The organism is Streptomyces inusitatus, from assembly GCF_014651115.1.
Taxonomy (GTDB): Bacteria; Actinomycetota; Actinomycetes; order Streptomycetales; family Streptomycetaceae; genus Streptomyces; species Streptomyces amakusaensis.
This window is the reverse complement of sequence record NZ_BMWG01000010.1, coordinates 166071-193054: the sequence shown is the minus strand read 5'-3', so window position 1 is coordinate 193054 and position 26984 is coordinate 166071. Positions and strand designations below refer to the sequence as shown.

Here is a 26984-nt window from a genome sequence, read left to right as displayed (position 1 = left end):
TTCTTCTTGCTTGTTCTACGCGCGCGCGCCGGCGTTGCCGAGCATGCGGTTCACCCGCTGGGCGAGTGCCCTCGGCAGCCGGGAGACCGCGGCGATGAACGCCTTGTTGCGGATCCCGGGCATCGAGAACGTCTTTCCTCTTCGGAGGTCCACGAGGCACTGGTCGACGACATCGTGCGGATCCATCCACCAGCCGTCGCCGACCGTCCGCACGTCGATGCCCGCCCGTGCGTGGAACTCGGTGCGCACGAAACCGGGGGCGAGGACCATCACCCGGGTGTTCGTGCCGCGCAGGGCGTGGCTCAGCCCCTGCGAGAAGTAGAGGACCCACGCCTTGGAGGCGGCGTAGGTCGATCCCCGCCCCGGCACCAGGCCGGTGATGGAGGAGAGGTTGACGACCGTTCCGCCGCCGTTCTCCAGCATGTGGGCGACGGCGGCCCGGGTGAACTCCTGGGTGCTGGTGACGTTGACCGCGAGCTGGGCGTCCAGCGCGGCGCTCTCCACGGACCAGAAGGATCCCGAGACGCCGAACCCGGCGGCGTTCACCAGGAAGTCGACGCCCCGCCCGAGACGCTCCACGACGGCGCGGCGGTCGGCGGCGGACGCCAGATCGGCGGGCAGCACCTCACAGCGCGTCCCGTACCGCCCGGTCACCCGCTCGGCGACGGCCGACAGCCGGTCCCGGTCCCGGGCGACGAGCACCAGGGAGTAGCCGCTTCGGGCGAGCCGGTCCGCGAAGGCCGCGCCCAGGCCCGAACTGGCCCCGGTGATCAGGGCGTACCGCTCCCGTACCGGTCCGCGGACCCGGACGTACGCCTGCGGCCCCTCGGCCGGTTCACCGCTCGTCATCGCCCTCGCCCCCCAGATAGGCGTCCAGCTCGTCCTCGCTCAGCTCGGAGACCTCCCGGTACAGACCGGCGATCTCCTCCAGCCGGCCGGGGTCGGCCTCGGTGCGGCGCAGCAGGGCCGCGAACTCGGCGGCGCTGCGGGTGGAGAAGATGCCGCCGGGTCTGATGCGGGCCCCGGGCAGGATCGCCCGCAGGTCCAGCACCACCCGTGAGACGACCAGGGAATCGCCGCCGAGCAGGAAGAAGTTGTCGTCCGGCAGGACCCGGTCCACCTCCAGACGGCGGCTCCACACATCGCGGACCAGCCACTCCAGCGCGCCGTCGGACGAGCCGTCGTCGGCCGCCGTCTGTTCGCCGCTGTCGCCGCCCGCGTGCTCGCTCTCGTACGCGCGCAGCAGCGCGGCCCGGTCCACCTTGCCGTTGCGGCTGGTGGGCAGGGTGGTGACGGCGATCAGGCGCTGGGGGCGGAGCGCGGGCGGCAGCCCGGTCATGACCCAGCCCTGTACGGCGCGCGGGTCGACGCCGTCGGCCAGTACCACGAAGGCGACGAGCGCGCGCACCGTGCCGGGCACCGGCCCCGGCAGCGGGAGCACCGCCGAACGGCGCACCCCGGGGAGGCCGTTGAGGAAGGCGGTCACCTCGCCCGGCTCCACCCGGTGGCCGCGGATCTGCACCTGGTCGTCGGCGCGGCCGATGAACTCGATGAGTCCGTCGCGGAAGCGTCCGAGGTCGCCGGTGCGGAAGAACACCTCGCCGGTGTCCGGGTCCGTGCCGTGGCGGTCGCGGGAGATCCCGTCCGCGGTGAGGTAGCCGGGCGTCACCCCCACACCCGAGACGACCAGTTCGCCGCTCGCCCACGCGGGCCGGTCCCGGAAGTCGCCGTCCACCACCCGGTAGTACGTCCCGGGGATGGGCCGCCCGTACGGGACGGTCGACCAGTCGGCGCCGACGGCGTCGGGGCCGTCCACCTCGTGGGCGATGTTCCAGCCGGTGGTCTCGGTGGGACCGCCGATGCTCACCGGGCGCACCTCGGGTGCGGCCGCGCGCAGCCGGTCGAGGAGCGGCAGGGGCACCCAGTCGCCGCCGGTCAGCACCCGTCGCAGCGACGGCAGGGCGGGCGCGGCGGCGGTGCCCGCGCCGTCGAGCAGCATCTCCACCACGGCGGGCGCGGCGCACAGCGAGGTGACCTCGTGCCGGTCGACGGCGCGCGCCCACTCCTGGGCGTCGGCCTCTTGGCCGCGTCCCGCCACGACGACCGTGCCGCCCGCGCCGAGCATCACGAACAGGTCGAACAGCGAAAGGTCGTGGTGGAGGGAGGCCACCGCCAGGGAGGTGTCCGTCTCGTCGAGGCCGAGACGGTCGATGGTGTGCTCCACACAGTTGGCGAGGCCGTCGAAGGTGATCGGCACGCCCTTCGGCTCGCCGGTGGAGCCGGAGGTGAACAGGACGTACGCCCACGCGGATCCGGACCGGCCGGCCGGTCCGCCGGGCCAGGGGGTACGCCAGGACGCGCCGTCCGCGGCCGGACCGGCCCCGGCGTCGACGCGGAGCACCCCGGAGGGGACCAGCGCGCGGGTCGCCGCGTCGGTCACCGCGACCCGGACGCCGGCCTGCCGCAGCACGGCGGCGATCCGCTCGGGCGGCAGCTCGGTGTCCAGGGGCAGATAGGCCCGGCCGGTCTCCATGACGCCGAGGCAGGCCGCGTACTGCCGCCAGCCGCGCCGCACCAGGACCGCCACCGGTTCGCCGGACTCCCCGGCGGCTCGCCCGAGCGCGTCGGCGACGTCCAGCGCGACGGTACGGGCCGCAGCCGCCAGCTCGCCCCGGGTCAGGGCGGTGTCGCCGTCCACCAGGGCGGGGGCGTCGGCGTCGCTCAGGGCCCGCTCGCGGATCACCGTGTGCGGCGGCAGGCCGCGCGCGATGCGCGCGGGCCCCTCGCCGCGCTCCCGGGCCACCGTCTCCCCGACGGCCGCCACCGGAGGCTCGGACCAGGCGGAGACGGCGTCGCCGAGGGCCTCCAGCTGCGCGATCAGCAGCCGGAACACCCCGTCGACGACGGCCGGCGGGAAGAGCTCCTCCACCACGTCCCAGTTGAGCACCAGGGACCCGGCGCGCTCGCGCAGCAGCAGATCCATCCACACCTGGGGGGTCTGGCTGAGCGCGTAGGTCTCCCGCAGCCGTCCGTCGAAGATCTCGTCCACGCCGTCGCCGACGCCGAGTTCACTGGTCATGACCACGGGCGCGAGCGCCTCGGTGACACCGCCGTTGCGGCGGATGAGCTCCCGGGTGACGTCCATGCCGGTGAAGTGGCGGTGGTCCAGATCGTCGAGCAGCCGGCGCTGTACGCGGGCCGCCAGCCGGTCGAAGGCGGCGACGCCCGAGGTGTCGACCTCCAGCAGGGTGAAGGAGGCGCACTCGCCGACGATGTCGTCGACGCCGGGGTGGACCGGGTAGCGGCTCATGCTCGGCACATTGAGCAGGAACCTGGGGTCGTCCGCCCACTGCGCGAGGGCCCAGGCGTAGGCCCCGAGGACGACCGCGGTGGGGGTGAGGCCTCGGTGGGCCGCCTCCGCGCGGATCCGCGCCCAGCGCTCGGACGTGAGGGTGTGACGGCGGTTGACGAAGACCGGGGCCGCGGCCCCCGCCGGGTCCCGCAGCAGCGGCATCCGGGGGCCGGAGGGCAGGGTCTCGATCCGCTTCCGCCAGTACTCCGCCGCCCGTTCGAACTCGGGCTGCTCACGGAGCCTGGCCACCGCCGCGACGTACTCCCGGAAGGTGGGCGCGCCGGGGGCGGGGGCCAGGTCGCCGCGGAGCGCGGCGGACCAGTCGTCGAAGATCACCTGGATGCCGCGGGCGTCCGCGAGCAGGGCGTCGATGCTGACGCACATCCGCAGCCCGCGTTCGGGCAGCCGGATGAACACCACGCTGAACAGGGGGAAGACCCCCGGGGGACGGCTCTCGTGGGAGAGCCGGTCACGGACCGCGGCGGCGGCCCCCGGGTCGGCCACGGCGTCGACGATCTCGCAGACGTACGGAGTGATGTCCTCGGACCGCAGCACCCGCTGGGTCATGTTCTGCTCGTCGAAGACCGTCCGCAGCATGTCATGACGGTCGATCAGCCGCCGCAGCGCCTCCTGGACCTCCTCGATCCGGACGCCGGGGCCCTCGCGGTCCCCGTCCGGGGCCGCCTCCTCGCCCTCGTACTCCAGATAGAGATGGCAGGCCACCCCGCCGCCCTCGATGTCGCCGCCGCGTCCGATCAGATACGCCTGCTGCTGGTCGAGGAGGTCGAAGGGCTCGTACCGCTCGGCGGGCCGGGGCCGCAGGACCGGCTCGGTCTGAGGCGCGGCGGGGGCCGCCGACCGGGAGTCGACCAGCGCGGCGAGGGCGTCGAAGCGCGAGTGCTCGGCGACGTCGGGCACATTGAGCCGGATGCCCAGCCGCCGCCGTACGGCGGACGCGACCTGGATCGCGGTGAGGGAGCTTCCGCCGACCTGGAAGAAGTCGTCCTCGTCGGCGACCTCGGCGACTCCGAGGATCTCGGTCCAGACGGCCGCCAGTTCGGCCCGGGGGCCGGTCCGCGGGGTGCCGGAGGTCTCGGCGGGCAGCGCGGTGTGGTCCGGCAGGGCGGCCTTGTCCACCTTGCCGCTGGGCGTCAGCGGCAGGGCGTCCAGCAGGACCACCGAGGACGGCACTATGTACTCGGGCAGCGAGGCGCCGAGCCGCTCCCGCAGCCGGGCGGCGAGACCGTCCCCGGCGCCACGCGGTACGACGTACGCGACCAGGACATTGGTCCCGGACGCGCCCTGCCGGGCGACCGTCGCCGCGTTGGCGACCTCCGCCTGGTCCAGCAGCCGCGCGGTGACCTCGTCCGGCTCGACCCGATGGCCGCGGATCTTCGTCTGGGCGTCGGCGCGCGCCACATAGGCGAGCCCGCCGTCCGGCAGCAGCCGCACCAGGTCGCCCGTGCGGTACATCCGCGCGCCGGGCGCGCCGAACGGATCGGCGACATAGCGTTCCGCCGTCATCCCCGGGCGGTTCAGATAGCCGCGCGACAGCTGGGGGGCCGCCGCGTACAGCTCGCCGACCTCGCCCGCCGGGACCGGGCGCAGCCGGGAGTCGAGGACATGCGCCCGGCAGGTGTCGAGCAGCGGCCCGAGCGCGACCGGGCCCTTGGCGTGTCCGCGACCCCGCCGGGGCAGCGGGTAGGCGGTGATGACATGGCTCTCGGTGGGGCCGTAGTGGTTGTGCAGGGTGGTGCGCGGATGGGCTTCGAGGAAGCGGTCGACGCCGTCGTTCATCACCAGCGGCTCGCCCGACTGGTAGATGTGGCGCAGCGACGGCAGCGCGACACCGCTCTCGCCGGCCGCCCGGCACATCTCCTGGAGCATCACCTGCGGGCAGAAGAACTCGGTGACCCGCTGCCGGGCCATCAGCGCGACCAGCGCCTCCGGGTCGGTGCGCTCCTCGTCGCGCGGGAGCACCAGGCACTTGCCGGCGGCGAGCGCGGTGAGGATCTCCTGGCTGGCGACGTCGAAGTTGAGGCTCGCGAACTGAAGCACCCTCGGCTCGGTCTCCGCCGTGGCCGTACGGGTGTGCCAGTCCACCAGATTGCCGATGGCGCCGACCGTGTGCACCACGGCCTTGGGCGTGCCCGTGGAGCCGGAGGTGTAGAGGACGTACAGCGCGTCGTCCTCGCCCGTGGCGGCCCACTCCGGGTCCCCCGGCAGACCGTCCGCGTCCGCGAGGTCGATCGCGGACGTGGTCCCCGTCCCCGTGCCCGTGTACGGCGCGAGGGTCGTCCCGTCGCCGATCACCGTGTCCACGCCCGAGTCGGCGGCCATGAAGGCCACCCGCGCGCGGGGGTAGGCGACGTCGAGCGGCAGATAGGCCCCGCCGACCCGCACCACGGCGATGACCGCGGCGATCGCGTCGACGGACCGCGGCAGGGCGATGCCGACGGTTGAGCCCCGGCCGCGGCCGTGCTTGCGCAGCAGCGCGGCGATCTCCGCGGAGCGCTCGTCGAGCGCCCGGTAGGAGACGACGGAGTCCCCCGCCAGGATCGCGGGCGCGTCGGGGGTACGGGCGAACTGCCGGGCGATACGGGCGGGCAGCGTGATCGCCTCCGGCGCGGGCGGGCGCTCGCCGCGCACCAGCCGGCCGACGAGACGGTCCACGTCCTCGGGCGGGACGGAACGGATGTCGTGATCGACGACGACCGTCCCGTCCGCGCGCACCTCGACCGCCAGCGGATAGGCGTGCCGGGGGTCCTCGCTGTGCTCGGCGACGCCGACCTCGGCGTCCGGCCCGGCGGCGTCGGCGGGGATCGCCCGCACCCAGGGCCGGTCGAGCAGCAGGGAGCCGCCGAGCGGGTCCGGCGCGGACGGCGCGGGGGCGTCCGCCCCCAGGACCGTGCGCACCTCGCCGGGGCTCACCGCGGGCATCAGCGACCGCAGCCACTCGGCCGTGTCCCCGGCGACCTCGGCCTGCGGGGTCACCTCGACACGCCGCCGGCTCGGGTAACGGGCGGCCTCCTGACCGGGGGCCGCGGGCACGGCGGGGAACGGCGCGTCGCCGGGCCCGTCCGGCAGCGCCACCCGGGCGCACAGTTCGCGCGCCGCCTCGTACGGGAGGAGGGCGAGGCCCGGTGTGCGCGGGGCCGCCACCGAGACGAGATCGAGGGCGCCCCGGCCGTCGGCGGGCGCGGGCATCCGCACCACCCGCAGGGTCCAGCCCTCGCCCCGGGCGAGGGCATCGTGCCACTGCGCCGACTGCACCTCGCGGAACGCGGCGAGCGCCGCCGCCTCCCCGCGGCCGGTGAGATCCACCAACCCGGCGGCCCCGGGCGACTTGCCCGGACCCGCCGCGTCCACCCACCGGTGCGCGGGCACGGCGCCCCGCACCCGCAACACGATATGGGTCACTGGTGTCCCCATGCTCAGACCGCCTCCGTACGATGACGTGACACGAACGTGCTCCTCAGAAGATCGAAAGGTCGAGCGGGGCGCCGGTGAACCGCTCGCCCAGCGCCTCGGCGCTGGACACCCCCCGCGGTGGATGGAAGGCCAGCGCCCGGGAGGCGGAGACCAGATACGCCACCTCCGGTCCCGTGACGAAGGCGAGCCCGCCGAGCAGCTTGGCGATCCGGGCGCACAGATCGGGCAGCCGCTCCTCCACGTACAGCCGGGCCAGCAGCGCCTCGGTCATCGCCGTCTCGGCGGCGACCCCCGAGTCGAAGGTGGCCGCCGCGCGCTCGCAGGCGCTGCGGCACACGAACAGCTCGGCGGCGAGTTCGCCCAGCGCGCGGCGGTCCACCCGGGGGGCGCTCGCCGCCCGGTCGAACAGCGACTGGGCGGTGCCCAGATAGGTGCCGCAGGCCAGCACCTCGAACCAGGTCCAGGCGCGCACCTGGAGCTCGTCCATGCCCCGTTCGGGGCGGCCGCCGGGGATCACCATCGCCGCGGGGATGTGCACCTGGTCGAGGACGACCTCCTCGCTCTCCGCCGCGACGAGGACCGGGCTGTGCCAGAACGGGCGTACGCCGACGCCCTCGATGGCGGCCGGAATGACGGCCAGGGCGACCGTGCCGTCCTGCTCGTCGTCGGAGCGCACCAGGACGCTGCTGGTCAGGATGTCCATGGACCGGGCCAGACTGCACGGCTTCTTGGAGCCGTCGAGGACATAGCCGCCGTCCTCCTGGCGGGTGGCGGTGGTACGCGGCACCAGCGCGTCCGAGCCCCGGCGGGCCTCGGAGGAGGCCGAGGCGAGGAGATGGTCGCGCTGCGCCACCGACGCCAGCAGCGCCCACTGGGGGGCGTCGTCGCCGACGTGGACGCGCAGATACTCCACGAAGGACACCACCGCGAGGTGGTGCATCATCGTGCCCACGCCCAGCGACGGGGAGAGCGTCGCGAGCGCCGACTGGACCCGCAGGGCGTCACGGCAGTCGAGCCCGTGGCCGCCGTGGCGCGCGGGGATCAGCAGTCCCGGCCCCTTCGCTTTGCGGAACAGGTCCAGGACCGGACTGCCCTCGCCCTCCAGCTCCATCAGCCCGATGCCTTCGAGCTGTGTCACCAGACCCGGCAGCAGAGCGTCCGTGAAGGCCGCGTCGGCCTCCGTGAAGGCGCTCAGGCGCCGTCGCTGTTCACTCATCGCCGTACTCCTCGCTGTGCGCGGTGACCGCCGCCGGGGCCGGGGTGACCGGATGGTCCGCCGGACGGTCGGGGTGTGGTGGGTTCGTCGCGGCCGGGGCGGCCTTCGCCCCGGGGCCGCCGGATGTCGTGCCGAGCGCCCGCTCCACCCACTGGGTGAGGGCCAGCGGGGTGTTGTGCGTCCCGAAGACCTGGACGGGGACGGTCAGCCCGAGGGCGTCCCGCAGCCTTCGGCGCAGATCGACCGTGGTGAGCGAGTCGAGTCCCAGCTCGGTGAAGCTGTGATGGCGGCGCTCGCCGGCCTCGGCCGGGCTCAGATGCAGCACCTGGGACACCGCGGTCAGCACCGCCGTGTCCGGGCGGGGGGCCGCCGTCGGCGTAGCGTCCTCGACCGCCTCGACCGCCTCGACCGCTTGGGTCACCGGTGCCGGGGCGGGCACGGCGGGTACGCCGGGGCTGATCCAGAACCGGCGGTGGGCGAACGGCGTCGGCGGGAGGTCGGCCGGTTCGGCGACCGGTCCGCCGAAGGTGTCCGCCGTCCAGCCGACCGGCACCCCCCGGGTCCAGGCCAGCGCGACCGAGGAGAGGAAGTCGCGGTGGGAGCCGTGGTCGCGCCGCAGACTGCCCAGCACGACCGTGTCCGCGCCGTCCGCCAGCCCGTCCAGGGTGGCGGTGATCGGCGAGGTCAGCACCTCGTGCGGGCTGATCTCGACGAACGCGGTCCGCCGCGAGCCGGCCAGCGCCGCCACCGAGCGGGCGAAGCGCACCTCGCCCCGGAGGTTCTCGTACCAGTAGGCGGCGTCCAGTTCGGCCCCGGAGAGCCGGGCCGCCCGGGTGGTCGAGAAGAACGGGATACGCGCCTCGCGCGGGGAGATCCCGGCGAGGGCGGCCGTCAGCTCGGCCTCGACGGGCTCGACCATGGGGGAGTGGGAGGCGTAGTCCACGGCCACCATGGCGGTCCGCGTCCCCGCCGCCGCCAGCCGGGCGACGAGCGCCCGTACGGCGTCCACCGGACCCGAGACCACCGTGCTGCCGGGGCCGTTGACGGCCGCGACCGCCACCCCGCGCTCGCTCGCCGGAGCCTTCGCCAGCTCCTCGCGCGCCACCGGCCCGTCGAGGCCGATGACCGCCATGGCGCCGCTGCCCGAGAGCCGGGACAGCAGCCGGGCCCGGACGGCGACCACGCGGGCCGCGTCCGCGAGATCGAGCGCCCCCGCCGCGCAGGCGGCGGCCACCTCGCCCTGCGAGTGGCCCATCACCAGATCCGGGACCACGCCCGCGGCGCGCCACAGATCCGCCAGGCCGACCATCGTCACGAACAGCGACACCTGGATCGCTTCGAGGCCCCGGGCCCGTTCGCTGTCGTCCGCGCCGCTCAGCAGGTCGGGAATGGAGAAGTCGACATACGGGGCGAAGGCCTCGGTGCTCGCGGCGACACTGTCGGCGAACACCCGCGACTCGCGCAGCAGCCGCCGTCCCATCCCGGCCCACTGGGAGCCCTGGCCGGGGAAGACGAACGCCACGGCGCAGTCCCCGCGCACCTCCCCGAACGCCACGTGCTCCGCGCCCTCCCCGCGCCGGGCGGCGTCCAGCCCGGCGAGCAGCCCGGCCCGGTCGGCCGCGACGACGGACGCGCGGTGCGGCAGCGAAGCCCTCCCGGTCGCGAGCGTCAGCGCGGCTGCCGCGAGCGGCCGCCCCGCCGTGCCGGAGTCCTCGGCGAGCGCCGTCCGTACCCGCGCCAACTGGGCGCGCAGGGTGGCGCGGTCACCGGCGGACACGACGAACGGCAGAGCGGGGGACTCCGCCGGTACGGAGGTTTCCCCGGCCTGCGGTACGGAGGTCCGCGGTACGGAGGTCCGCGGTACGGAGGCGGCGTCGGCTTCGGCGGGCCGACCGGCCCCCGTCGCCGGGCCGGTCGCGTCCTGGCCCGGCTCCTCGATCAGCAGATGCGCGTTGGTGCCGCTCATGCCGAAGGAGGAGACGGCCGCCCGCCGCACCCGCGCCCCGCGCGGCCATGCCACCGGCTCCTCCGGAAGCCGTACGCTCTCGGGCCACTCGACCTTCGGCGTCGGGGTGTCCGCGTACCGGGTCGCAGGCAGCCGCTCCCCGTGCAGGGAGGCCACCATCGCGATCAGACCGCCTACCCCGGCCGCGGCCTGGGTGTGCCCGATGACCGACTTGAGCGAGCGGAGCAGGACCGGCGCGGCGGCGCGGTCCCGTACCCCGTAGGTGTCGATGACGGCCTGCGCCTCCACCGAGTCGCCGAGCACCGTGCCGGTGCCGTGCGCCTCCACCACGTCCACGTCCTCGGCCCGCAGACCGGCGTCGGCCAGCGCCCGGGCGATCACCCGGCGCTGGGCGGTGCCGCTGGGGGCGGTCAGCCCGTTGCTCGCGCCGTCCTGGTTGACGGCGCTGCCCCGGACGGTCGCCAGGATCCGCAGCCCACGGCGGCGCGCCTCGGAACGGCGTGCCACGACGACGACTCCCGCGCCCTCGCTCCACACCGTCCCGTCGGCCGAGGCGGAGAACGCCCGGCAGCGGCCGTCGGCGGAGAGCCCGCCCAGACGCTGGAACTCCTGGAACATCTTCGGCGTCGACATCACCGTCACCCCGCCGGCCAGCGCCAGTTCGCACTCCCCGCGCAGGAGGGAGGCGGCGGCCAGATGGACGGCGACCAGCGAGGAGGAGCAGGCGGTGTCCACGGTCAGCGCGGGCCCGGTGAGCCCCAGCTGATAGGCGACCCGGCCGGAGAGGACCGCGTTCGAAGCACCGGTCAGCTCGTGTCCGCCCAGATCGTCGCCCGCCTCCCGGGCGGCCGTCGCGTAGTCCCCGGCCATGGCGCCGAGGAAGACCCCGACGTCCTGCCCGTGGAGCGACTTGGGGTCGCACCCGGATCGCTCCAGCGCCTCCCAGCACAGCTCCAGGGCGATCCGCTGCTGCGGGTCCATCGCACGGGCCTCCCGGGGGGAGATCCCGAAGTGGGCCGCGTCGAACCCGGCGACGTCCGCCAGGAATCCCCCGTACCGGGGGAAGGGGCCGGACGCGGCCCAGGCGGGACCGCGGTCCTCGGGGAATCCCCCGAGCGCCTCCCGGTCGGACAGCGCCAGCTCCCACAGCTCCTCGGGGGAGGAGACCCCGCCCGGATAGCGGCAGGCCATGGCGGCGATCACGACCGGATCGCCGTCGGCCGCGCCCTGTGCCGCGGGTGCCGGCGCCGACCGGGAATCCTGCGGCTCCGGTACGGGCAGGGGCTCGGCCAGCCGGGCCGCGAGGGCGGCCGGGGTCGGGTGGTCGTAGACGAGGGAGCTGGGCAGCTCCCGCCCGGTGCGCGCGGAGAGTTCGGCGCGGAGCTCCAGCCCGAGCAGCGAGGTCATACCGAGGTCGGAGAGGGTGTCCGTCGCGTTCACGGAGTGCGCGGGGCGGATGCCCAGCACCTCCGCGACGGTGGCGAGGACGAGCCCCAGGACATCGCCGCCGGACGCCGCCGGGGCGACGCGAGCGGGAGCCGGCATCGGGGCCGGAGCCGGCATCGGGGCCGGAGCCGAAATCGGGGCAGGAGGGGCAGCGATGGCGGGGGCGGCAGGGGCGGCGGCGGGGGCGGTGTGCCCGCCCGGCCAGTACCGCCGGCCGGTGAACCGATGGGTCGGCAGTGCCGCCCACGGGCCGTCGCCGAGCCCGGGCAGCCGCGCCCAGTCCACGTCGTGCCCCTGGACGTGCGCGAGCACCAGCGCGTCGAGGAACGCCCCGTACCCGCCGGAGCCGTCCCCGAGCAGCGAATCGGCCGCCGGGACACCGCCGTCGGGGGTCCGGACGGCGGCGCGCGCCATCGCGGTCAGGGTCGCGCCGGGGCCCAGCTCCAGGAAGAGCGAGGTGCCGGAGTCGGCCAGCCGCTCCAGACAGTCGCCGAAGCGGACGGTGCCCCGGACATGGTCCACCCAGTAGTCGGCGGTGCGCAGCTCCCCGCCGGTGGCGAGAGCACCGCTCACATTGGAGAGCACCGGCACGGTCGGGCGGCCGTGGTCAATGTCGGCGGCGACGGCGCGGAACCGTTCCAGCACCGGGTCCATATGGGCCGAGTGGAAGGCGTGGGAGACCTTGAGCACCCTGGTGCGGTGACCGAGGTCGCCCAGCGCCCGGGCACAGGCCAGCGTCGCCGCGCGGTCACCGGAGAGCACGGTGCCCGCGGGCCCGTTCACCGCGGCGACCCCGGTCCCCGGGTGGCCGGCGGCCACCGCGCGGACCGTCTCCTCGGACGCCTCCACCGCCACCATCACCCCGCCGGGGTCGGCCTGGGCCATCGCCGCGCCCCGCGCGAGGACGAGCCGCACCGCGTCGGGCAGCGTCAGGATGTCCGCCGCGTGCGCCGCCGCGAGTTCGCCCACCGAGTGGCCGAGGAGCGCGTCGGGGACGATCCCCAGCTCCGTCACGCTCCGGTAGAGGGCGGTGCCCACGGCGAACAGCGCGATCTGGGTGTGCTGGGTGGCGTGCACCGGGGCCGAGGCCGCGTCGCCCTCGGGCGCCGGGTCGAACACGAGCCGGTGCAGGGGGAGTTCCATCAGGGGATCGGCGACGGCCGCGACCGCGTCGAAGTGCCGCGCGAAGGAGGGGAGACGGCGGTACAGCTCCGCCCCCGCCCCCGGGCGCTGGCTGCCCTGCCCCGGGAAGAGGAAGGCGGTACGGGCCCGCGCTCCCACGCCGTGCCGGACCGCCCGGTCCCGGCCGCCCTCCGCGACGGTACGCAGCCGCGTCCGCAGCTCGTCCGCGCCGCGCACGGTGAAACCGGCCCGCACCGACAGCCGCGCCCGCCGGTTGGCGAGCGTACGGGCGACCGCCGACGGTCCGTCCGTACGGCCGTCGTCCGTCGCGGTCGCGGCCCACTCCTCCAGCGCCGCGGCGCCCAGCCGCAGCGACTCCTCGCTCCCGGCGGACAGCACCACGGGGACGGGGACGAGGTCCCCGTCCTCCGTCCGGGCGGCGTCCGCCGCTTCGGACGGATCGCCCGTGTACCGGCCGAGCACCACATGGCAGTTGGTGCCGCCCATGCCCACCGAGCTGACGCCCACCGCGCTGCCGTCGCGCAGCGGGACCGCCCGCGCCGGAACCTCGATGCCCGCCGCCGCGAGCCGGCGCGCCGTCGCCCCGCCCCGGTGCCCGGCCGTGCCGGGTACGACGCCGTGCTCGGCGACCAGCACCGCCTTCACCAGCCCGAGCAGACCGGCCGCGCCCTCCAGATGGCCCGCGGTCGTCTTGACCGAGCCCACCAGGAGCCGCGCCGGGCCGCTCGCGCCCTCACGCCCGCTCCCGCTCTCGCTCTCGCCTTCTCCGAACACCCGTAGCAGGGCCTCGGCCTCCACCCGGTCGCCGACCGGGGTCCCGGTGCCGTGGAGTTCCACGTACCCGAGCCCGTCCGGCTCCACCGAAGCGGCCCGGCACGCCCGCCGGAGCGCCCGCGCCTGTCCGTCGGCGGTGGGGACGACCAGCGCCTCGCCGCCGCCGCCGTGGGTGACGGCGGTGCCCCGGAGCACCGCGTGGATCCGGTCCCCCGCTTGTACGGCGTCGGCCAGCGGGCGCAGCACGACCGCCGCGCCGCCCTCCCCTCGGACATAGCCGTCCGCTTCGTCGTCGAACAGGGTGGCCGTCCCGGAGGGGGACTGGCCGCCGAAGGAGGCGGTCGCCGTGGCCGCCTCGGTGGACAGATTCAGATTGACCCCGACCACCAGCGCGGCCGAACAGTCGCCCGCCCGCAGTGCGAGCACCGCCTGATGGACGGCGACCAGCGACGAGGACTGCCCGGTGTCCACGACCACACTCGGCCCGCGCAGCCCGAAGGCGTGGCTGATCCGGTTCGCCATGACCGACGGCGACCAGCCCGCCAGGGACGAAGGACCGATCGGACCCAGCCGTCCCGCGGCGTGCTCCATCGCCCAGTCCGCGCCCATCGAGCCGACGAACACACCGAACTCGGTGTCGCGCGGGGCCCGGGGAATCTCCCCGGCGTCCTCCAGGGCGGCCCAGCCCAGCTCCAGCGCCCAGCGCTGGTGCGGGTCCATCGTCGTCGCCTCACGTTCCGTCACTCCGAACAGCTCGGCGTCAAAACGCGCCACGTCGTCCAGGTACGAGCCCCGGACGGACCGCTCCAGCAGTCCGGCCGGGACGGCACGCGGGTCGAACCGGCCGTCCGGCGCCCGCCCGTCGGCGCGGCGGCCGTCCAGCAGCAGCCGCCACAGCTCCTCGGGCGACCGCGCGCCCGGCACCCGGCAGGCCAGCCCCACGACGGCGATGCCGTCACGGGTGTCCCACTCGCTCATGCCTCACCGCCGCCGAGGGCCGCTGTGGAGACCAACGCGTCGCCCGCCGACCCGGGCTCCGGGTCCGTCGAGACGGCCCGCACCCGGCGGGCCGCGCCCAGCACCCGGTCCGAGAGCAGACCCAGCGAGCTGAGGTTGGCGAATCCGGGGCCCTGCTCGTACCCCGCGAGGGTCGGCAGCAGCAGCCGGGGGACGACTCCTTCGAGGCCGAGGTCCTCGCCGATCCGCCGCTCCAGCGACCGCACCCCGTCGGTGGCGTCGCCGATCGCGCGCTGGACCGCCTTGCGGGCCACCGTGCCGAACAGCTCCAGGAACCAGTCGGGGCGCGCCCCGGTGGCGTCGATGACGACGTCGAACCGCAGCACGCGGTCCGCGCGGCCGGGGTTGCTCAGCACCAGCTCCGTCTGGCCGCCGTCGCGCCGCAGGGACACCACGGTGCCCTGCCGGTGCTCCACCCGGGCGTCGGTGGTGATCGCCTCGATCGCGCGGGGCGAGAACACCCCCCGGTCGGTGCGCGAGATGACATCCCTGCGGTCCTGCTCGGACAGCTCGCGCCAGCGCTCCGGCCGGGAGTACAGGGCGTTCTCGAAGTAGCCCTCGCCCCGGCTGTAGACCACCGGCTGCGGGCTGATCACTGTGGTCGAGCCCGCGTGCTCGTGCATCAGATACTCGGTGATCGCCGCGGCCGTCTCGCCGCCGCCGACCACCGCCACGCTCGGCTCCGGGGCGTCCGTGTCCAGGCCCCGCCGCCAGAAGTCCTCCACGCTGCGGGTGGCGTCGCCGGAGAGAACACCGTCGTGGGGACCCGGACCGCTGATCATCATCTGGTCCAGAAGGAGCACGGCCTCACCGCCGTCCACTCCCTCGACGGTGACCTCCCACTGGTCGCCGGAGATCTCCAGCGCGCACACCGTGCCGCGGACCAGGCAGAAGTCCATCCGGTCCGCGGCCCAGCGGAGATAGGCGGCCCAGGTGGAGTGGCGGGGGCTGGGCCGCCCGCTGTCCACCCAGGTGGCGTACTCGCCGCGCGAGACCAGGTATCCGGCCCAGCTGAACCGCTGCATCCGGGCGTTGACCTCGGCGGTCAGCGGACCGTACGCGTCGGCGGCGTACGGGAATCCCAGATCCTTCTCGGGGCTGGTGGAGAGCCGGGGACGGCCGTTGGTGCGACCGCCCACCGCCGTCCAGTTGGCCCCCACGCCATGGGGTTCGACGACCACCACGCGCGGGACCCGGACGCCCAGCTCGCGCAGGACCTGACTCTTGGCGGCCGTCGCCAGCGCCTTCGGTCCGGCCCCGACGACACCGAGCAGACCGTGCGGGTCGCGGCGGCCGGTGCCGAAGCGACGGCTGGCTTCCTCCAGGGAGAGCGGCTCCATCGATTCAGTGCTCCAGGCTTCTGTCAGAAGGGGTTCGGGTGGGAAGGGACACGGGCGCGGCGGCCCGTGCCGAGGGGCCGGGCCGGGTGCCCGGCCCGATCGGGGAGCGCATCTCAGCCACGCCCCCAACTGCCCAGCAGGGCCTGAAGGGTCTCGGTGTCGAGCCCCGAGGCCTCGGTCGCCGACACCGGCGCATCGGCCGGCCGTACGTCGGCGCGGGCCGCGTCGGCGGCCGCCGCCCGGTCGCAGGCCGCGGCCAGCTCGGCCACGGTCGGGTGCTCGAACACCATCTGCGCGGTCAGCGGCAGCCCCCGGGACCTGGCCCGGCTGGCGAGCTGCACCGAGATGATGCTGTCGCCGCCCAGGGCGAAGAAGCCGTCGGTGCGCCCGACCTCCTTGGCGTCGAGAACGTCCTCGAAGAGGGCGGCCACCGTCTCCTCGGTCTCGCCGCGCGGCGGCTCGTGCGCACCGTCGGTGCGCACCTCGGGCTCCGGCAGCGCCGGCCGGTTCAGCTTCCCCGAACCGGTCAACGGCATCGCGTCCAGCACCGTGATCACCGACGGGTGCAGATACGAGGGCAGTTCCCCGGCCAGCCGCCGCCGCACCGAGGCGACCACGGCGTCCGGGTCGGCCGTCGGATCGGCGAGCGTGATGTATCCGGCCAGCGTGGTCGAGCCGTGCACCTCATGGGTGCGGGCCGCCGCCGCGGCAACCTCGGGCGAGGAGCGCAGCGCCGTCTCGATCTCGCCGAGTTCGACCCGGATGCCCCGCAGTTTCACCTGGTGGTCGGTGCGCCCGCCGAACACCAGCCGTCCGTCCGCGCTCCACATCGCCCGGTCGCCCGTGCGGTAGAGCAGCTCCCCGGGACGGGAGGCGTACGGGTTGGGCAGGAAGCGCGTGGCGGTCAGCGCGGGCCGCCGCCAGTAGCCCCGGGCCACCTGGTGGCCCGCCGCGTACACCTCGCCGGGCACGCCCACGGGACAGAGATTGAGCCGGGCGTCGAGCACCAGCACCCGGGAGCCGTCGACGGGGGTGCCCAGATGCAGGCCCTCCTCGTGCAGCCGGCCGCGCACCACTCCGCCGCTCAGCTCGGTGGCGCCGTAGTTGTTGATGATCTCGCTGTCGGGCGCGGCGGCGCGCAGCCGCTCCAGCAGCGCCTCGGTCATCGGCTCACCGCTGGTCACCCAGCGCGGCACCGAACGCACCGCCTCCGGCGACTCGGTGAGCAGGGCGTTGATCGCCGTGGGCACGGCGGTGACCTGGCCGATCGGGTTGCCCTCGATCAGCCGGACCAGACTGCCCACGTCACGGGCCTCCTGCTCGTCCGCGAGCAGCAGCTCGGCCCCCGCGATCAGACCCGCGAGGATCTCGCACCCGCCGTCGTGGAAGCTGAGCCAGCCCTGGCACAGCCGCACATCGGGCGAGGCGATCGGATAGCGCGCGGGCTGCCAGGTGAGCCGGGCCGCGTAGGCCCGGTGGGTGCCGATGACGCCCTTGGGGACCCCGGTGGAGCCCGAGGTGTAGAGGAAGTACGCGATGTTCTCGCCGCGCGCGCGGCGGGAGACCTCGGCGGGCAGCCGCTCGGCGGGCTGCGCGGCGAGCGCCGCGACCACGTCCGGGGCGTCGAGCGTCACCCGGGGCGAGGCGGCCGAGTCGGGCAGCTCGACCGGGGCGTCCGAGCGGGTCACCACGGCGACCGGCGCCGCGTCCTCGATCATGAAGGCGAGCCGCTCGGCGGGCAGCCGCATGTCGAGCGGGAGATAGGCGGCCCCGGTCTTCACCACCGCGAGCAGCGCCACCACCATGTCCACCGACCGGGGCACGGCGATGGCCACGAACCGCTCCGGGCCCGCGCCGCGTTCGATCAGCAGCCGGGCGAGCCGGTCGCTGCGCTCGTGGAGCCGTCCGTAGTCGATGGTCTCGCCCGCGCAGTCCACCGCGGTCCGCACGGCGGCCCCCGGTTCGCGGAGCATGCTCCGGCTGCGCTCGATCAGCTCCGGGAGGGTCTCGGCCCGGTCGGCCGCGGCCCGCGGGCCGCGGCTCCACTCGTCGAGCACGAGCCGGCGCTCTTCCGCGGGGACCAGGTCGAGTTCGTGCAGCCGCCGGCCCGGGTGCTCGGCGAGGGCGGTCAGCACCAGGCCGAGACTGTCGGCGAGCCGGGTCACCGCGTCCTCGTCGTAGAGGTCGCGGCGGTAGATCATCTCGCCGTTCCAGCCGCCGGTGGCCGAGTCGGGCTCGAAGTTGACCGACAGGTCGTACTTGGCGGTCGCGGTGTACTGCGGGACCAGCCGCCACTGAAGGCCCTCGGTGCGCCGCTGGACCGACTCCTCGTCGCGCAGCTGGACCAGCACCTGGAAGAGCGGGCTGACGCTCAGCGAGCGTTCGACGCCGACGGCGTCCACGACCTGCTCGAAGGGGAGTTCGGCGTGCTCGTAGGCGTCCACCGCGCGCTCCTTGGCGCGGGTGACGACCTCCTCCAGGGTGGGGTCGCCCGACAGGTCGTTGCGTACCACGAGAAGGTTGACGAACAGGCCCACCACCTCGTCCAGCGCCTCGTCGGGCCGGTTGGCGACCGGAGTGCCGAGGGGGATGTCCTCGCCCGCTCCCCGCAGGCCCAGCAGTACGGCGACGGCGCTCTGCAACACGATGAAGGGCGTCGCCCCGGTGCGTTCCGCCAGCCGCTCGACGGCGGTGCGCACCCGTGCGTCGAACGCGAGGGGAACGATCCCTCCGGCGCTGTCCGCCTGCGCCGGGCGGGCCCTGCCGAGCAGGACGGAGGTGTCCTGCGGCAGATCGGCGAGAGCGGTGCGCCAGAACGCGCGGAGCTCCTCCGGGTCCCGGTGGCCGGCCGTGTCCGGGGCGGTGCCCGCGAGCAGTTCGCCCTGCCGGACCGCGTAGTCGGCGTACCCGAAGGGCAGCGGCGGCAGCACGGGCAGCCCGTCCGCGCCCGCGCCGCCCCGGAGCGCCTCGTACGCCCGGGTCACGTCCGCGACGATCACTCCGGCCGACACCTCGTCGCAGACGATGTGGTGGACCAGCAGCGACAGGACGTGCCGCTCGGGGCCGACGCGCAGCAGGGCGGCGCGGAAGGGGCGTTCGGCGGCGAGGTCGAAGGGGTGCTCGGCGGCCTCGGCGAGCGCGCCGGACACCTCGTCCTCGGTGAGCTCGGTCAGGGGCAGTTCCACCCCGTGGTCGGCCAGGACCCGCTGATGGCTGACGCCGTCCCGGTCGGGGAAGACCGTCCGCAGGGACTCGTGGCGGCGCAGGACCTCCTCCAGCGCGCGCCGGAGCAGCGCCGGGTCGAGCGGCCCGTCGATCCGCAGCGCGATGGGGACGTTGTAGGTGGTGCCGTCCTCCTCGATCCGGTCGACGAACCAGACGCGCTGCTGGGCGGGGGAGAGCGGCGGCTCGGCCGGCCGGGGACCGTACACCGGAGCCTGGTGGGCCGGGGCGGGCGCGCTCGTCGTGACCAGCCGGGCCAGCGCGGCCGGGGTGGCGCGGGTGAAGGCGTCCCGGACGCCGATGCGCACCCCGAGGTCGCGGCGGACGCGGGAGATGAGCCGCGTCAGCAGCAGGGAGTGGCCGCCGAGTTCGAAGAAGGAGGTGTCCGCGCCGATGCGTCTGCCGCCGACCGACGGCGCGCCGTCGATCTCGGTGACCGGGCTCGCGGCGCTCTGCCCGGGGGTGTCCGCGCCATGGGTGAGGAGTTCGGCGAAGAGCTGGGCGATCCGCCGCTCCGCGCCGTCCGCCACCGGCCGGAAGGCGGTGGACTCGTCGGCGGGGGCGTCGGGCAGCGCCCGGCGGTCGGTCTTGCCCGCCGGGGTCAGCGGCAGGGCGTCGAGGACGACGAAGGCGCTGGGCACCATGTGCGCGGGCAGCTCGGCGGCCAGGCGCGCCTTCACTCCCTCGGCGATTCCTCCGGCGTCCGGCTCCGTGCCGTCCGCGGGGGTGAGATAGGCGACCAGACGGCGGCCCGTGCCCCCGTCCTCGCGGACCACGACCACGGCCTGTCCGACCAGGGGGTCGGCGCGGAGCGCGACCTCGATCTCGCCGGGCTCGACCCGGAAGCCGCGGATCTTGACCTGGTCGTCGGCGCGGCCGATGAACTCCAGCTCGCCACTGTCGGTGAAGCGCGCCAGGTCGCCCGTGCGGTAGAGCCGGGCCCCCGGGGTCAGCGGGCTGGGCACGAAGCGCTCGGCGGTCAGGGCGGCGCGGCCGAGATAGCCGCGCGCCAGCGAACTGCCCTCGATGTACAGCTCGCCCACCTCGCCGAGCGGGGCGATCCGCAGATCGGCGTCGAGGACGAGTGCCGTATTGCCCCACTTCGGGGTGCCGATGGGGACGGTCCGGTGTCCCTGGGGGGCGTTGACGGCGTAGCCGGTGACGGACTGGGTGGTCTCGGTGGGCCCGTAGAAGTTGCCCAGGCCGAGCCGCCCGTTCGCACCGAAGCGCGTCCGCACCCGGTCCGCGAGGTCCCCGGGGAGGGCCTCGCCGCCGACGGGCAGCCAGCGCAGCGAGGGCAGCCGTGCCTCCGGCGCGGCGGTGGCCAGATAGTGCAGGAAGCTGGGGACGGCGTGGACGACGGTGGCGTCCAGCTCGGCGAGTTCGGCGAAGAGGGCGTCGAGGTCCCGCTCGACGTCGGGACTGGCCACGAGGACCTCGCCACCGGCGGCCAGCGGTCCGAAGAGTTCGCCGACGGAGACGTCGAAGGCGGGCGAGGCGAGCTGGAGCCAGCGCACGTCCCGCAGCTCGTCATGGGTGGCGGCGAAGTGGGAGAGCAGCCACTCCAGATGGTCCCCGAGGGCCGCGTGGCTGGTGCCGACGCCCTTGGGACGGCCGGTGGAGCCCGAGGTGTAGATGATGTACGCGAGATTCTCCGGCCGCAGCGGGCGCACCCGGTCCCGGTCGGTGAGGTCGCCCGCCCCGGCGAGCGCGGAGACCTGCGCGTCAAAGGCGGGCGAGGTCACCACCGTACGGGGCACGGTGGTGGACGGCACCGAGGCGTCGGTCACCGGGGAGGTGAGGAGAAGGCGCGGACCGGCGTCGGCCAGCAGCCGGGTCAGCCGCTCCTCGGGGTGGGCGACGTCCAGCGGGAGGAGGACCGCGCCGGACTTCAGCACACCGAGGGCGACGGTCGCCGCGGCGAAGGAGCGCTCCAGCGCGGAGGCCACCACGTCCTCGGGGCCGATGCCCTGTGCGGCGATCCACCGGGCCACCGCGTTCGCCCGGTCGTTGACCTCGCCGTACGTCATGGTGCCCTCGGCGCCGCGCAGCGCGACCGCGTCCGGGTGCAGCGCCGCACGGCTCTCGAACCGCTCCACCACACCGGGTGTCGGGCTGTCGAGCGGCGCGGCCGTGCCGTGGGCGAGGATCGTCCGGCGCTCCTCCGCGGTGACCAGGCTCTGGTCGCCGAGGGGCACATCGGGGTCGCTCAGCCCGGCGAGCAGGGTGCGCCGGGTCGACTCGACCAGGGAGAGGGCGGTCTGCTCGCCGACCGCCTCGGGGATGTGCTCGAAGCGGATCACCCAGCAGCCGTCGGACTCCTGACGGGCCATCACCGAGAGGGGGGCCTGCGCGATCCCGGTACGGGCGTCGAGGGACGCCGACCCGACCCCCGGGAGGCGCAGCCGCGGCCCGGCGCTCTCGATGCCGAAGCTGACCTCGACCGGCTGCACCCGGCCCGAGGCCCCGAGCAGCCGGATCGCCTCGTCGTACTCCAGATCCTGGTGGTCCAGCGCCTCCACCACGACCCGGCCCACCGAGCCGAGCGCGTCGCGGAAGGTGCGGCGCGGATCGGTGTCGAGGACCAGGAGGAGCACATTGCCGAAGTAGCCGATGGTACGAGCGGTGTGTCCGCTGTCCCGCCGCAGCACCGGGGTGCTGATCAGGGACCGCTCACTGCCCGTGTGCCGGCGCAGCGCGGCGGCGAAGGAGGTGAGAAGGACGGTGAAGGGAGTGGTCCCGGCGGTACGGGCGAGCGCGTCCAGCTCGGCGGAGCGCGCCGCGTCCAGCCGGACCTCGACCGCCTTCGCCTCGGCGGTCTGCTGATCGGCCGCGGTGCGCCGGTCGAGCCCCGCCGCGCCCGAGGCACGGGTGGTCAGGGTCTTCGCCCAGTGCCGTCGCAGGGAGGGCAGTGTGTCGCGGATCTCGCGCTCCACGGCCCGGGAGGCCTTCGGGTACGAGGTCGCCGGCGCGGGCCGGGCCCCCTGATAGGCGGCGGCCAGGTCCTCGAAGAAGACCTCCCAGCAGGCGTCGTCCCAGGCGATGTGGTGCACCACCAGCAGCAGGACGTGCCGGTCGGGCCCCTCGGCGTACACGGTGACCCGCAGCGGATGGCCGCTCTCCAGGTCGAAGGGGGTGCGCAGGCCCTCCAGCACCAGGGCGTCGACGTCCGCGCCGCGTGCGTCGGCCTCGGTCAGCGCCACGGTGTCGGGCAGATCGGGGATCGCGTGCAGCTCACCGGAGTCGGTGAGCGCGTAGCGGGTGCGCAGGATCTCGTGGTGGGCGACGACCGTACGCAGGGCGGCGGCGAGGGCCGGGAGGTCGAGCGGGCCGTCGAGGCGCAGTGCCGCGCCGACGTTGAGGGCCGCCCCCGTGGGGTCGCTCGCGTGCTGGAGCCACAGACGCTGCTGGGCCGTGCTGGTGCCGGTCGGCGCGCCGGGCTCGGCCGGCGCGTCCTGGGCGGGGGTTCCCTGTGGGGTCGCTCCCTCGCCGGCCCGGTCGGCCAGTCCGCTTGCGGCGATGCGTTTGCGCAGCGCCGCGAGCCGCCGTTCGTGATCGTCCCTGTCCCTGGCCGTGTTGCGCGTACCCACGTGCCCTCCCCTGTCAGTGACCGGCCGCGGTGGCCGGTCGTCATCGTTCGTCATCGGTCCTGCTCCGGGCGGTTCCTCGTGGCGCGGCGCCCGGTGCGCCCCACCGCACCGGCCCGCTGCGAGAGCCCGCCCGCTCCCGTTCTCGCCCTGATCGCCGCCGTCCGCCGTCCGGCGCCGGCCGCGCTGTCACGCGCGGGTCCGGCGCCGGAACGGCCTCTGCTCACGGCCTGGGCTCACCCCCAGGAGTTGACGGTGAAGCGCTCGCTCAGCGCGCGGGCGCCGATGGCGTACTCGCGCAGTTCGCCGGCCTTCTCGACGAGGAGTTCATCGCCCGAGGAGGCCGCGATGTCGGCCAGCCAGCCGTAGGTCTCCTCCGCGGGCACGTCGTAGCTGAAGTGCACTTTGGAGAGGAGGAAGAGGAATTCCTTGAAGTTCGAGCGGTCGACGACCTGCCCCAGGCCCTTGATGGCGTCCAGCCGGTCCGCCGGAAGGGCGGGGCGCTCGATGATCCGGGCGTCGGTGGAGGGCTGGTAGCGGGAGGCGTCGCGGAAGATGTCCTTCTCCTCGTACGCGCCGTCGAAGGCGAAGTCCACACAGAGCATCTGGCGGCTGTTCGGGGAGAAGTTGGCGGCCGCGTGGACCGAGCCCGCGTCCAGGAACCAGATCTCGCCGGGCCGCATGTTGATGACCGTGTCGTCGTTGGAGTGCAGGGCGGCGGGGTTCTCCTCCAGGAAGATCAGTACCCGGAAGTACTGGTCCGCGTCCCGGTCGAGCTCCACGAAGTCCCGGTGGGGGATGACGACCGCGTCCACGAGATTGCGGGTGCGCACCATCTTGATGTGATCGGTGTTGAAGGTGCTCTCCACCAGTTCACGCAGGTAGGAGCAGTGTTTGCCGTGCTCGGTGAGCTGGGCCGCCAGGTCGGTGTCGCGGTAGAGGTCGTCTCCGGCGTCACCGGTGCTGTTCCACAGGGGCAGGTTTTTCCAGTACCCGTTGCTGAACTCGTCGTAGCCCTCTTCGCCGCGGGGCAGCGAGGCGAGGTATTCGAGATCCCTGGACAGGAGCGTCTCGTCCAGGTCGATGCGTCCCAGGATGTGTGATCTCAAGACCGACATCACCTTTCGAAATCGTCTTGCGGGTCCGGTGGGTGGTCACCGTCGGGCCCGCACAGGTCAAGTACCGCGGACATGCCTCGCTCCGCGACGTCCCCCAGGGGTCTTTCCGTGCGGTTCCCGCGGTGCCGCCCCAGGAAGGGCGGCGCGGCGGAGACCGCGATGCGTTGTGGTGTTGGGGGTGTGCCGCGTGGGGCCTACCGGTCCGGCATCGACCCACGTTGGGCGGGTCGATGTGGCTTGAACGTTATGCGTGACTTGAATGTATGGCAAGGCTTACCTAAGTTGATCTTCAATATGACACGTACATCACACCCGGCGCAACCCGGGGGTGTGACGGGGGCCACTCGCAACTGGCCCTGGAGTGTGACGCCCTGACATAAGGTCGCCCACGGCGGAGTGACGGTGATCTCGTTGTCGTCCCGCCCGCCCGCCTGGAACAATCCCGGGAGCGAAGCCGACGGAGCCCCTCGCCGGGGCCCGCCCCGCGCTCGGCGTACCGCCGCCCGCGCCATGGGCCGCGCCTCGCGTCCCCACCCCACCCGGACGCGGCCGCGCCCCGGGTCGGCCCATGCCCGAACCCCACCCGACACAGCCGTACCGACCGTGGAGTATCACGTTGAATCCGACCGAGACCTATCCGGTCCTGCCCCGCTACGTCACGGACGGGCTGCCCGCCTCCTGGCTGGAGGTGCCCGCCCCGCCCACCGGCTTCACCCGGGGCGATCTGTTCTACCGGCCGGTTCGGGCGGACGGCCCCGACGTACCGATGATCTGGGAGTGGATGAACCGGCCCCACACCGCGAAGGGATGGGAGTACGACTGGCCCCTGGAGCGCTGGCAGGCCCACATCGACGCACAGCTCGCCACCGGCTACTCCCGGCCGATCATCGTGGAGCAGGACGGGCGGCCCATCGCCTACATGGAGTTCTACCGGATGGCCCAGGACGTCGTGGGGCACCACTACCGCGCCTCGGCGCACGACCTGAGCATGCACCTCGCGATCGCCGACCTCACCGACACCGGGCGCGGCCTCGGCAGCCGGATCATCGGAGAGGTCACCGACGAGTTCTTCCTCCGGGACCCCTACTGCAACGCCGTGGTCTACGAGCCCGACGCGGCGAACGCGGCCTCCCGCAGGATGATCGAGAACAACGACGCCGCCTGCCTCGGCGAGGTCCAGGTCCGCCACCGCAGGATCGCGCTCTACGCCAAGGCGCGCCAGGGCCACCCCCTCCCGCGCATGGAGGCCTGAACCCCGGCGTCCGCCGGGCATTTCCCCGATGCGCCGTCGGCCCGGCTGCCCGGCCCGTACGCTGACGAGCCGGTCGGGTCGGCGGGAGGCGGTCGGTGACCAGAGCGCGGAACACGGGGCACGCGGTGCTGCCGCCGTCGCCGATGCGCGTATGGCTCGGGCTGACCGGGGCCCTCGCCGCGCTGACGGTCGTCGTCCTCGGGGTCCGGTACGCCGGTCAGGGCCGCCCCGGCGCGGTGGACACCTGGGTCCAATCGGCGGCGGGGGGCGACCGGCCGAGGTGGCGGCGGCTCGCGCTGGCCACGGACTTCCTGGGGGAGCCCCTCGGAGCGGCGGTGCTGGTCGCGGCCGTGGTGACGGGATGTCTGCTGCTCCGGCGGCCGCGCGCGGCGGTGCTCGTCGTCGCCGGAGCGGGCCTGTCCGTGGGCGCGACGAAACTGATCAAGCCCCTGGCGGGACGCACCATCCACGACGGGCATCTGTCCTACCCGAGCGGGCACACCGCCTTCCTCACCGCGCTCGCGCTCATGGTGGCCCTGCTCGTGGCCGGCCGGCTCGGCCTCGGCAGGACGGGCGGCGCCCTGCTCGTGCTCGGCGCGGCGCTCGCCGCCGGGGCCGCCATGGGCTGGGCGCAGATCGCTCTGGGCGCGCACTATCCGACCGACGCGCTCGGCGGCTGGTGCACCGCGCTGGCGGTGGCACCGGCGACCGCGTGGCTCGTCGACCGGACGGCCGACACCGGCCGCCCGGAACGCCGCTGACGCCACTGACGTCACATCACCTGACGCCGCATCACACCCGGCGGCGGAAGACGGGCTTCACCGGCTGCCCGCCCAGCCAGGGGGCGGGGTCGGCGGCGTCCAGCGCCTTCCGGTACACCGCGCAGGCCCGGGCCACCGCCTCCACGGTGTGGTCGATGTCGGCGTCACTGAGCGCGTCGCTCACCACGAAGGAGGGGGCGAGCACCCCGCCCGCGAGGAGCTGACGCAGAAACAGGGTGCGGTACGGCTGCGAGGGCCGCAGGTTCTCGTCGAGGGTGGCGAAGACCAGATTGCTGGCCCGGCCCCGGACGACGAGGTGGTCGCCGACGCCCATGGCGGCGGCGGCCTCGCGGACCCCGGCGGCCAGCCGCTCGCCGAGGGCGTGCAGCCGCGCGGTGACGCCCTCCTCGGTGTAGGTGCTGAGCACGGCCATCGCGGCGGCCAGCGAGTGCGTCTCCGCGCCGTGCGTGGTGGACAGCAGGAACACCCGGTCGCCGGAGTGGCGCAGCCCGCCCAGCTCCATGAGATCGCGCCGCCCGGCCAGCGCCGAGACGGCGAACCCGTTGCCCAGCGCCTTGCCGAAGGTGGAGAGGTCGGGAACGACCCCGTACAGACCCTGGGCGCCCGCCTCGGACCAGCGGAAGCCGGTGATCATCTCGTCGAATACCAGGACGCAGCCGTGCCGGTCGGCCAGTTCGCGCAGACCGGCGAGATACCCGGGCGGGGGCTCGGTGTGGGTGGCGGGTTCGAGGATCAGACAGGCGATCTCGTCCCGGTGGCGGGCGAGCAGCTCCTCGGTGGCGGCCAGGTCCCCGTAGGGGAAGGCCACGGTCAGCTCGGTGGTCGCCGCCGGAATACCGGCGGACATCGGCGTGGTGCCGATGAACCAGTCGTCGACGGAGTAGAAGGGATGGTCGCCGCAGACGGCCACGCGCGGGCGTCCGGTGGCGGCGCGGGCGAGGCGCACCGCGGCGGTGGTGGCGTCGGAGCCGTTCTTCGCGAACTTCACCATCTCGGCGGTCGGCACGGTGGCGAGGAAACGCTCCGCCGCCTCGACCTCCACGATGGACGGCCGGACGAAGTTGCTGCCGCGGTCCAACTCCCGCCGCACCGCCTCGATCACGCGCGGATGGGTGTGGCCGAGGCTGACCGACCGCAGGCCGGAGCCGTACTCGACATAGCGGTTGCCGTCGATGTCCCACACATGGGCGCCGCTGCCGCGGCTGATGACGGGGGCCAGATTCTCGGGGTACTGGTCGTCGCCCTTGGCGTAGGTGTGCGCGCCCCCCGGGATCAGGGCGTGCAGCCGCTCGTTCGCCAGCCGCGACCGGGGCAGGAGGAACTCTTCGGTGTCCACG

10 protein-coding genes are annotated in these 26984 nt (G+C 74.6%); 2 read left to right on the top strand and 8 right to left on the bottom strand.

Features of this window, described 5'->3' with window-relative positions:
* Positions 1-15 precede the first annotated feature (15 nt).
* From IE247_RS17855 to IE247_RS17825, 7 genes are all read right to left on the bottom strand, one after another.
* A complete protein-coding gene (locus IE247_RS17855) occupies positions 16-849 on the bottom strand; it encodes an SDR family NAD(P)-dependent oxidoreductase (protein ID WP_190124141.1) in 834 nt (277 codons plus the stop codon).
* The gene (locus IE247_RS17850; RefSeq protein ID WP_190124140.1) at positions 836-6784 is read right to left on the bottom strand and encodes a non-ribosomal peptide synthetase; all 5949 of its coding nucleotides are present in this window, start codon (positions 6782-6784) and stop codon (positions 836-838) included. Before IE247_RS17850 ends, IE247_RS17855 begins: the two co-directional genes overlap by 14 nt.
* A gap of 43 nt (positions 6785-6827) precedes the next feature.
* Positions 6828-8000 carry an acyl-CoA dehydrogenase family protein gene (locus IE247_RS17845; protein ID WP_190124139.1) on the bottom strand — a complete coding sequence of 391 codons (1173 nt, stop codon included), beginning with the start codon at positions 7998-8000 and terminating at the stop codon, positions 6828-6830.
* Entirely contained in the window at positions 7993-14307 is a 6315-nt protein-coding gene (locus IE247_RS17840; RefSeq protein WP_190124138.1) for a type I polyketide synthase, read from the bottom strand. The genes IE247_RS17845 and IE247_RS17840 overlap by 8 nt, the downstream gene beginning before the upstream one ends.
* Positions 14304-15686: a SidA/IucD/PvdA family monooxygenase gene (locus tag IE247_RS17835; RefSeq protein WP_190124137.1), complete on the bottom strand. Its 1383-nt coding sequence runs from the start codon at positions 15684-15686 to the stop codon at positions 14304-14306. The genes IE247_RS17840 and IE247_RS17835 overlap by 4 nt, the downstream gene beginning before the upstream one ends.
* A gap of 113 nt (positions 15687-15799) precedes the next feature.
* Complete coding sequence (locus IE247_RS17830; RefSeq protein ID WP_190124136.1) at positions 15800-22498, bottom strand: non-ribosomal peptide synthetase; 6699 nt, start codon at positions 22496-22498, stop codon at positions 15800-15802.
* Positions 22499-22731: 233 nt separating this feature from the next.
* Positions 22732-23604, bottom strand: a complete 873-nt coding sequence (locus IE247_RS17825; RefSeq protein ID WP_190124135.1) for an aspartyl/asparaginyl beta-hydroxylase domain-containing protein — start codon at positions 23602-23604, stop codon at positions 22732-22734.
* Positions 23605-24229: 625 nt separating this feature from the next.
* Here IE247_RS17825 and IE247_RS17820 point away from each other — a divergent pair.
* Both IE247_RS17820 and IE247_RS17815 read left to right on the top strand, forming a co-directional pair.
* Positions 24230-24865: a GNAT family N-acetyltransferase gene (locus tag IE247_RS17820; RefSeq protein WP_190124134.1), complete on the top strand. Its 636-nt coding sequence runs from the start codon at positions 24230-24232 to the stop codon at positions 24863-24865.
* 143 nt (positions 24866-25008) lie between these two features.
* The gene (locus IE247_RS17815; RefSeq protein ID WP_190124178.1) at positions 25009-25626 is read left to right on the top strand and encodes a phosphatase PAP2 family protein; all 618 of its coding nucleotides are present in this window, start codon (positions 25009-25011) and stop codon (positions 25624-25626) included.
* Positions 25627-25657: 31 nt separating this feature from the next.
* Here IE247_RS17815 and IE247_RS17810 read toward each other — a convergent pair whose 3' ends face one another.
* Complete coding sequence (locus tag IE247_RS17810) at positions 25658-26983, bottom strand: glutamate-1-semialdehyde 2,1-aminomutase (protein WP_190124133.1); 1326 nt, start codon at positions 26981-26983, stop codon at positions 25658-25660.
* Position 26984 lies beyond the last annotated feature (1 nt).

Coding starts and splice junctions, on each gene's coding strand:
- IE247_RS17855 (WP_190124141.1), bottom strand. CDS start 849: ATGACGAGCGGTGAACCGGCCGAGGGGCCGCAGGCGTACGTCCGGGTC.
- IE247_RS17850 (WP_190124140.1), bottom strand. CDS start 6,784: ATGGGGACACCAGTGACCCATATCGTGTTGCGGGTGCGGGGCGCCGTG.
- IE247_RS17845 (WP_190124139.1), bottom strand. CDS start 8,000: ATGAGTGAACAGCGACGGCGCCTGAGCGCCTTCACGGAGGCCGACGCG.
- IE247_RS17840 (WP_190124138.1), bottom strand. CDS start 14,307: ATGAGCGAGTGGGACACCCGTGACGGCATCGCCGTCGTGGGGCTGGCC.
- IE247_RS17835 (WP_190124137.1), bottom strand. CDS start 15,686: ATGGAGCCGCTCTCCCTGGAGGAAGCCAGCCGTCGCTTCGGCACCGGC.
- IE247_RS17815 (WP_190124178.1), top strand. CDS start 25,009: ATGCGCGTATGGCTCGGGCTGACCGGGGCCCTCGCCGCGCTGACGGTC.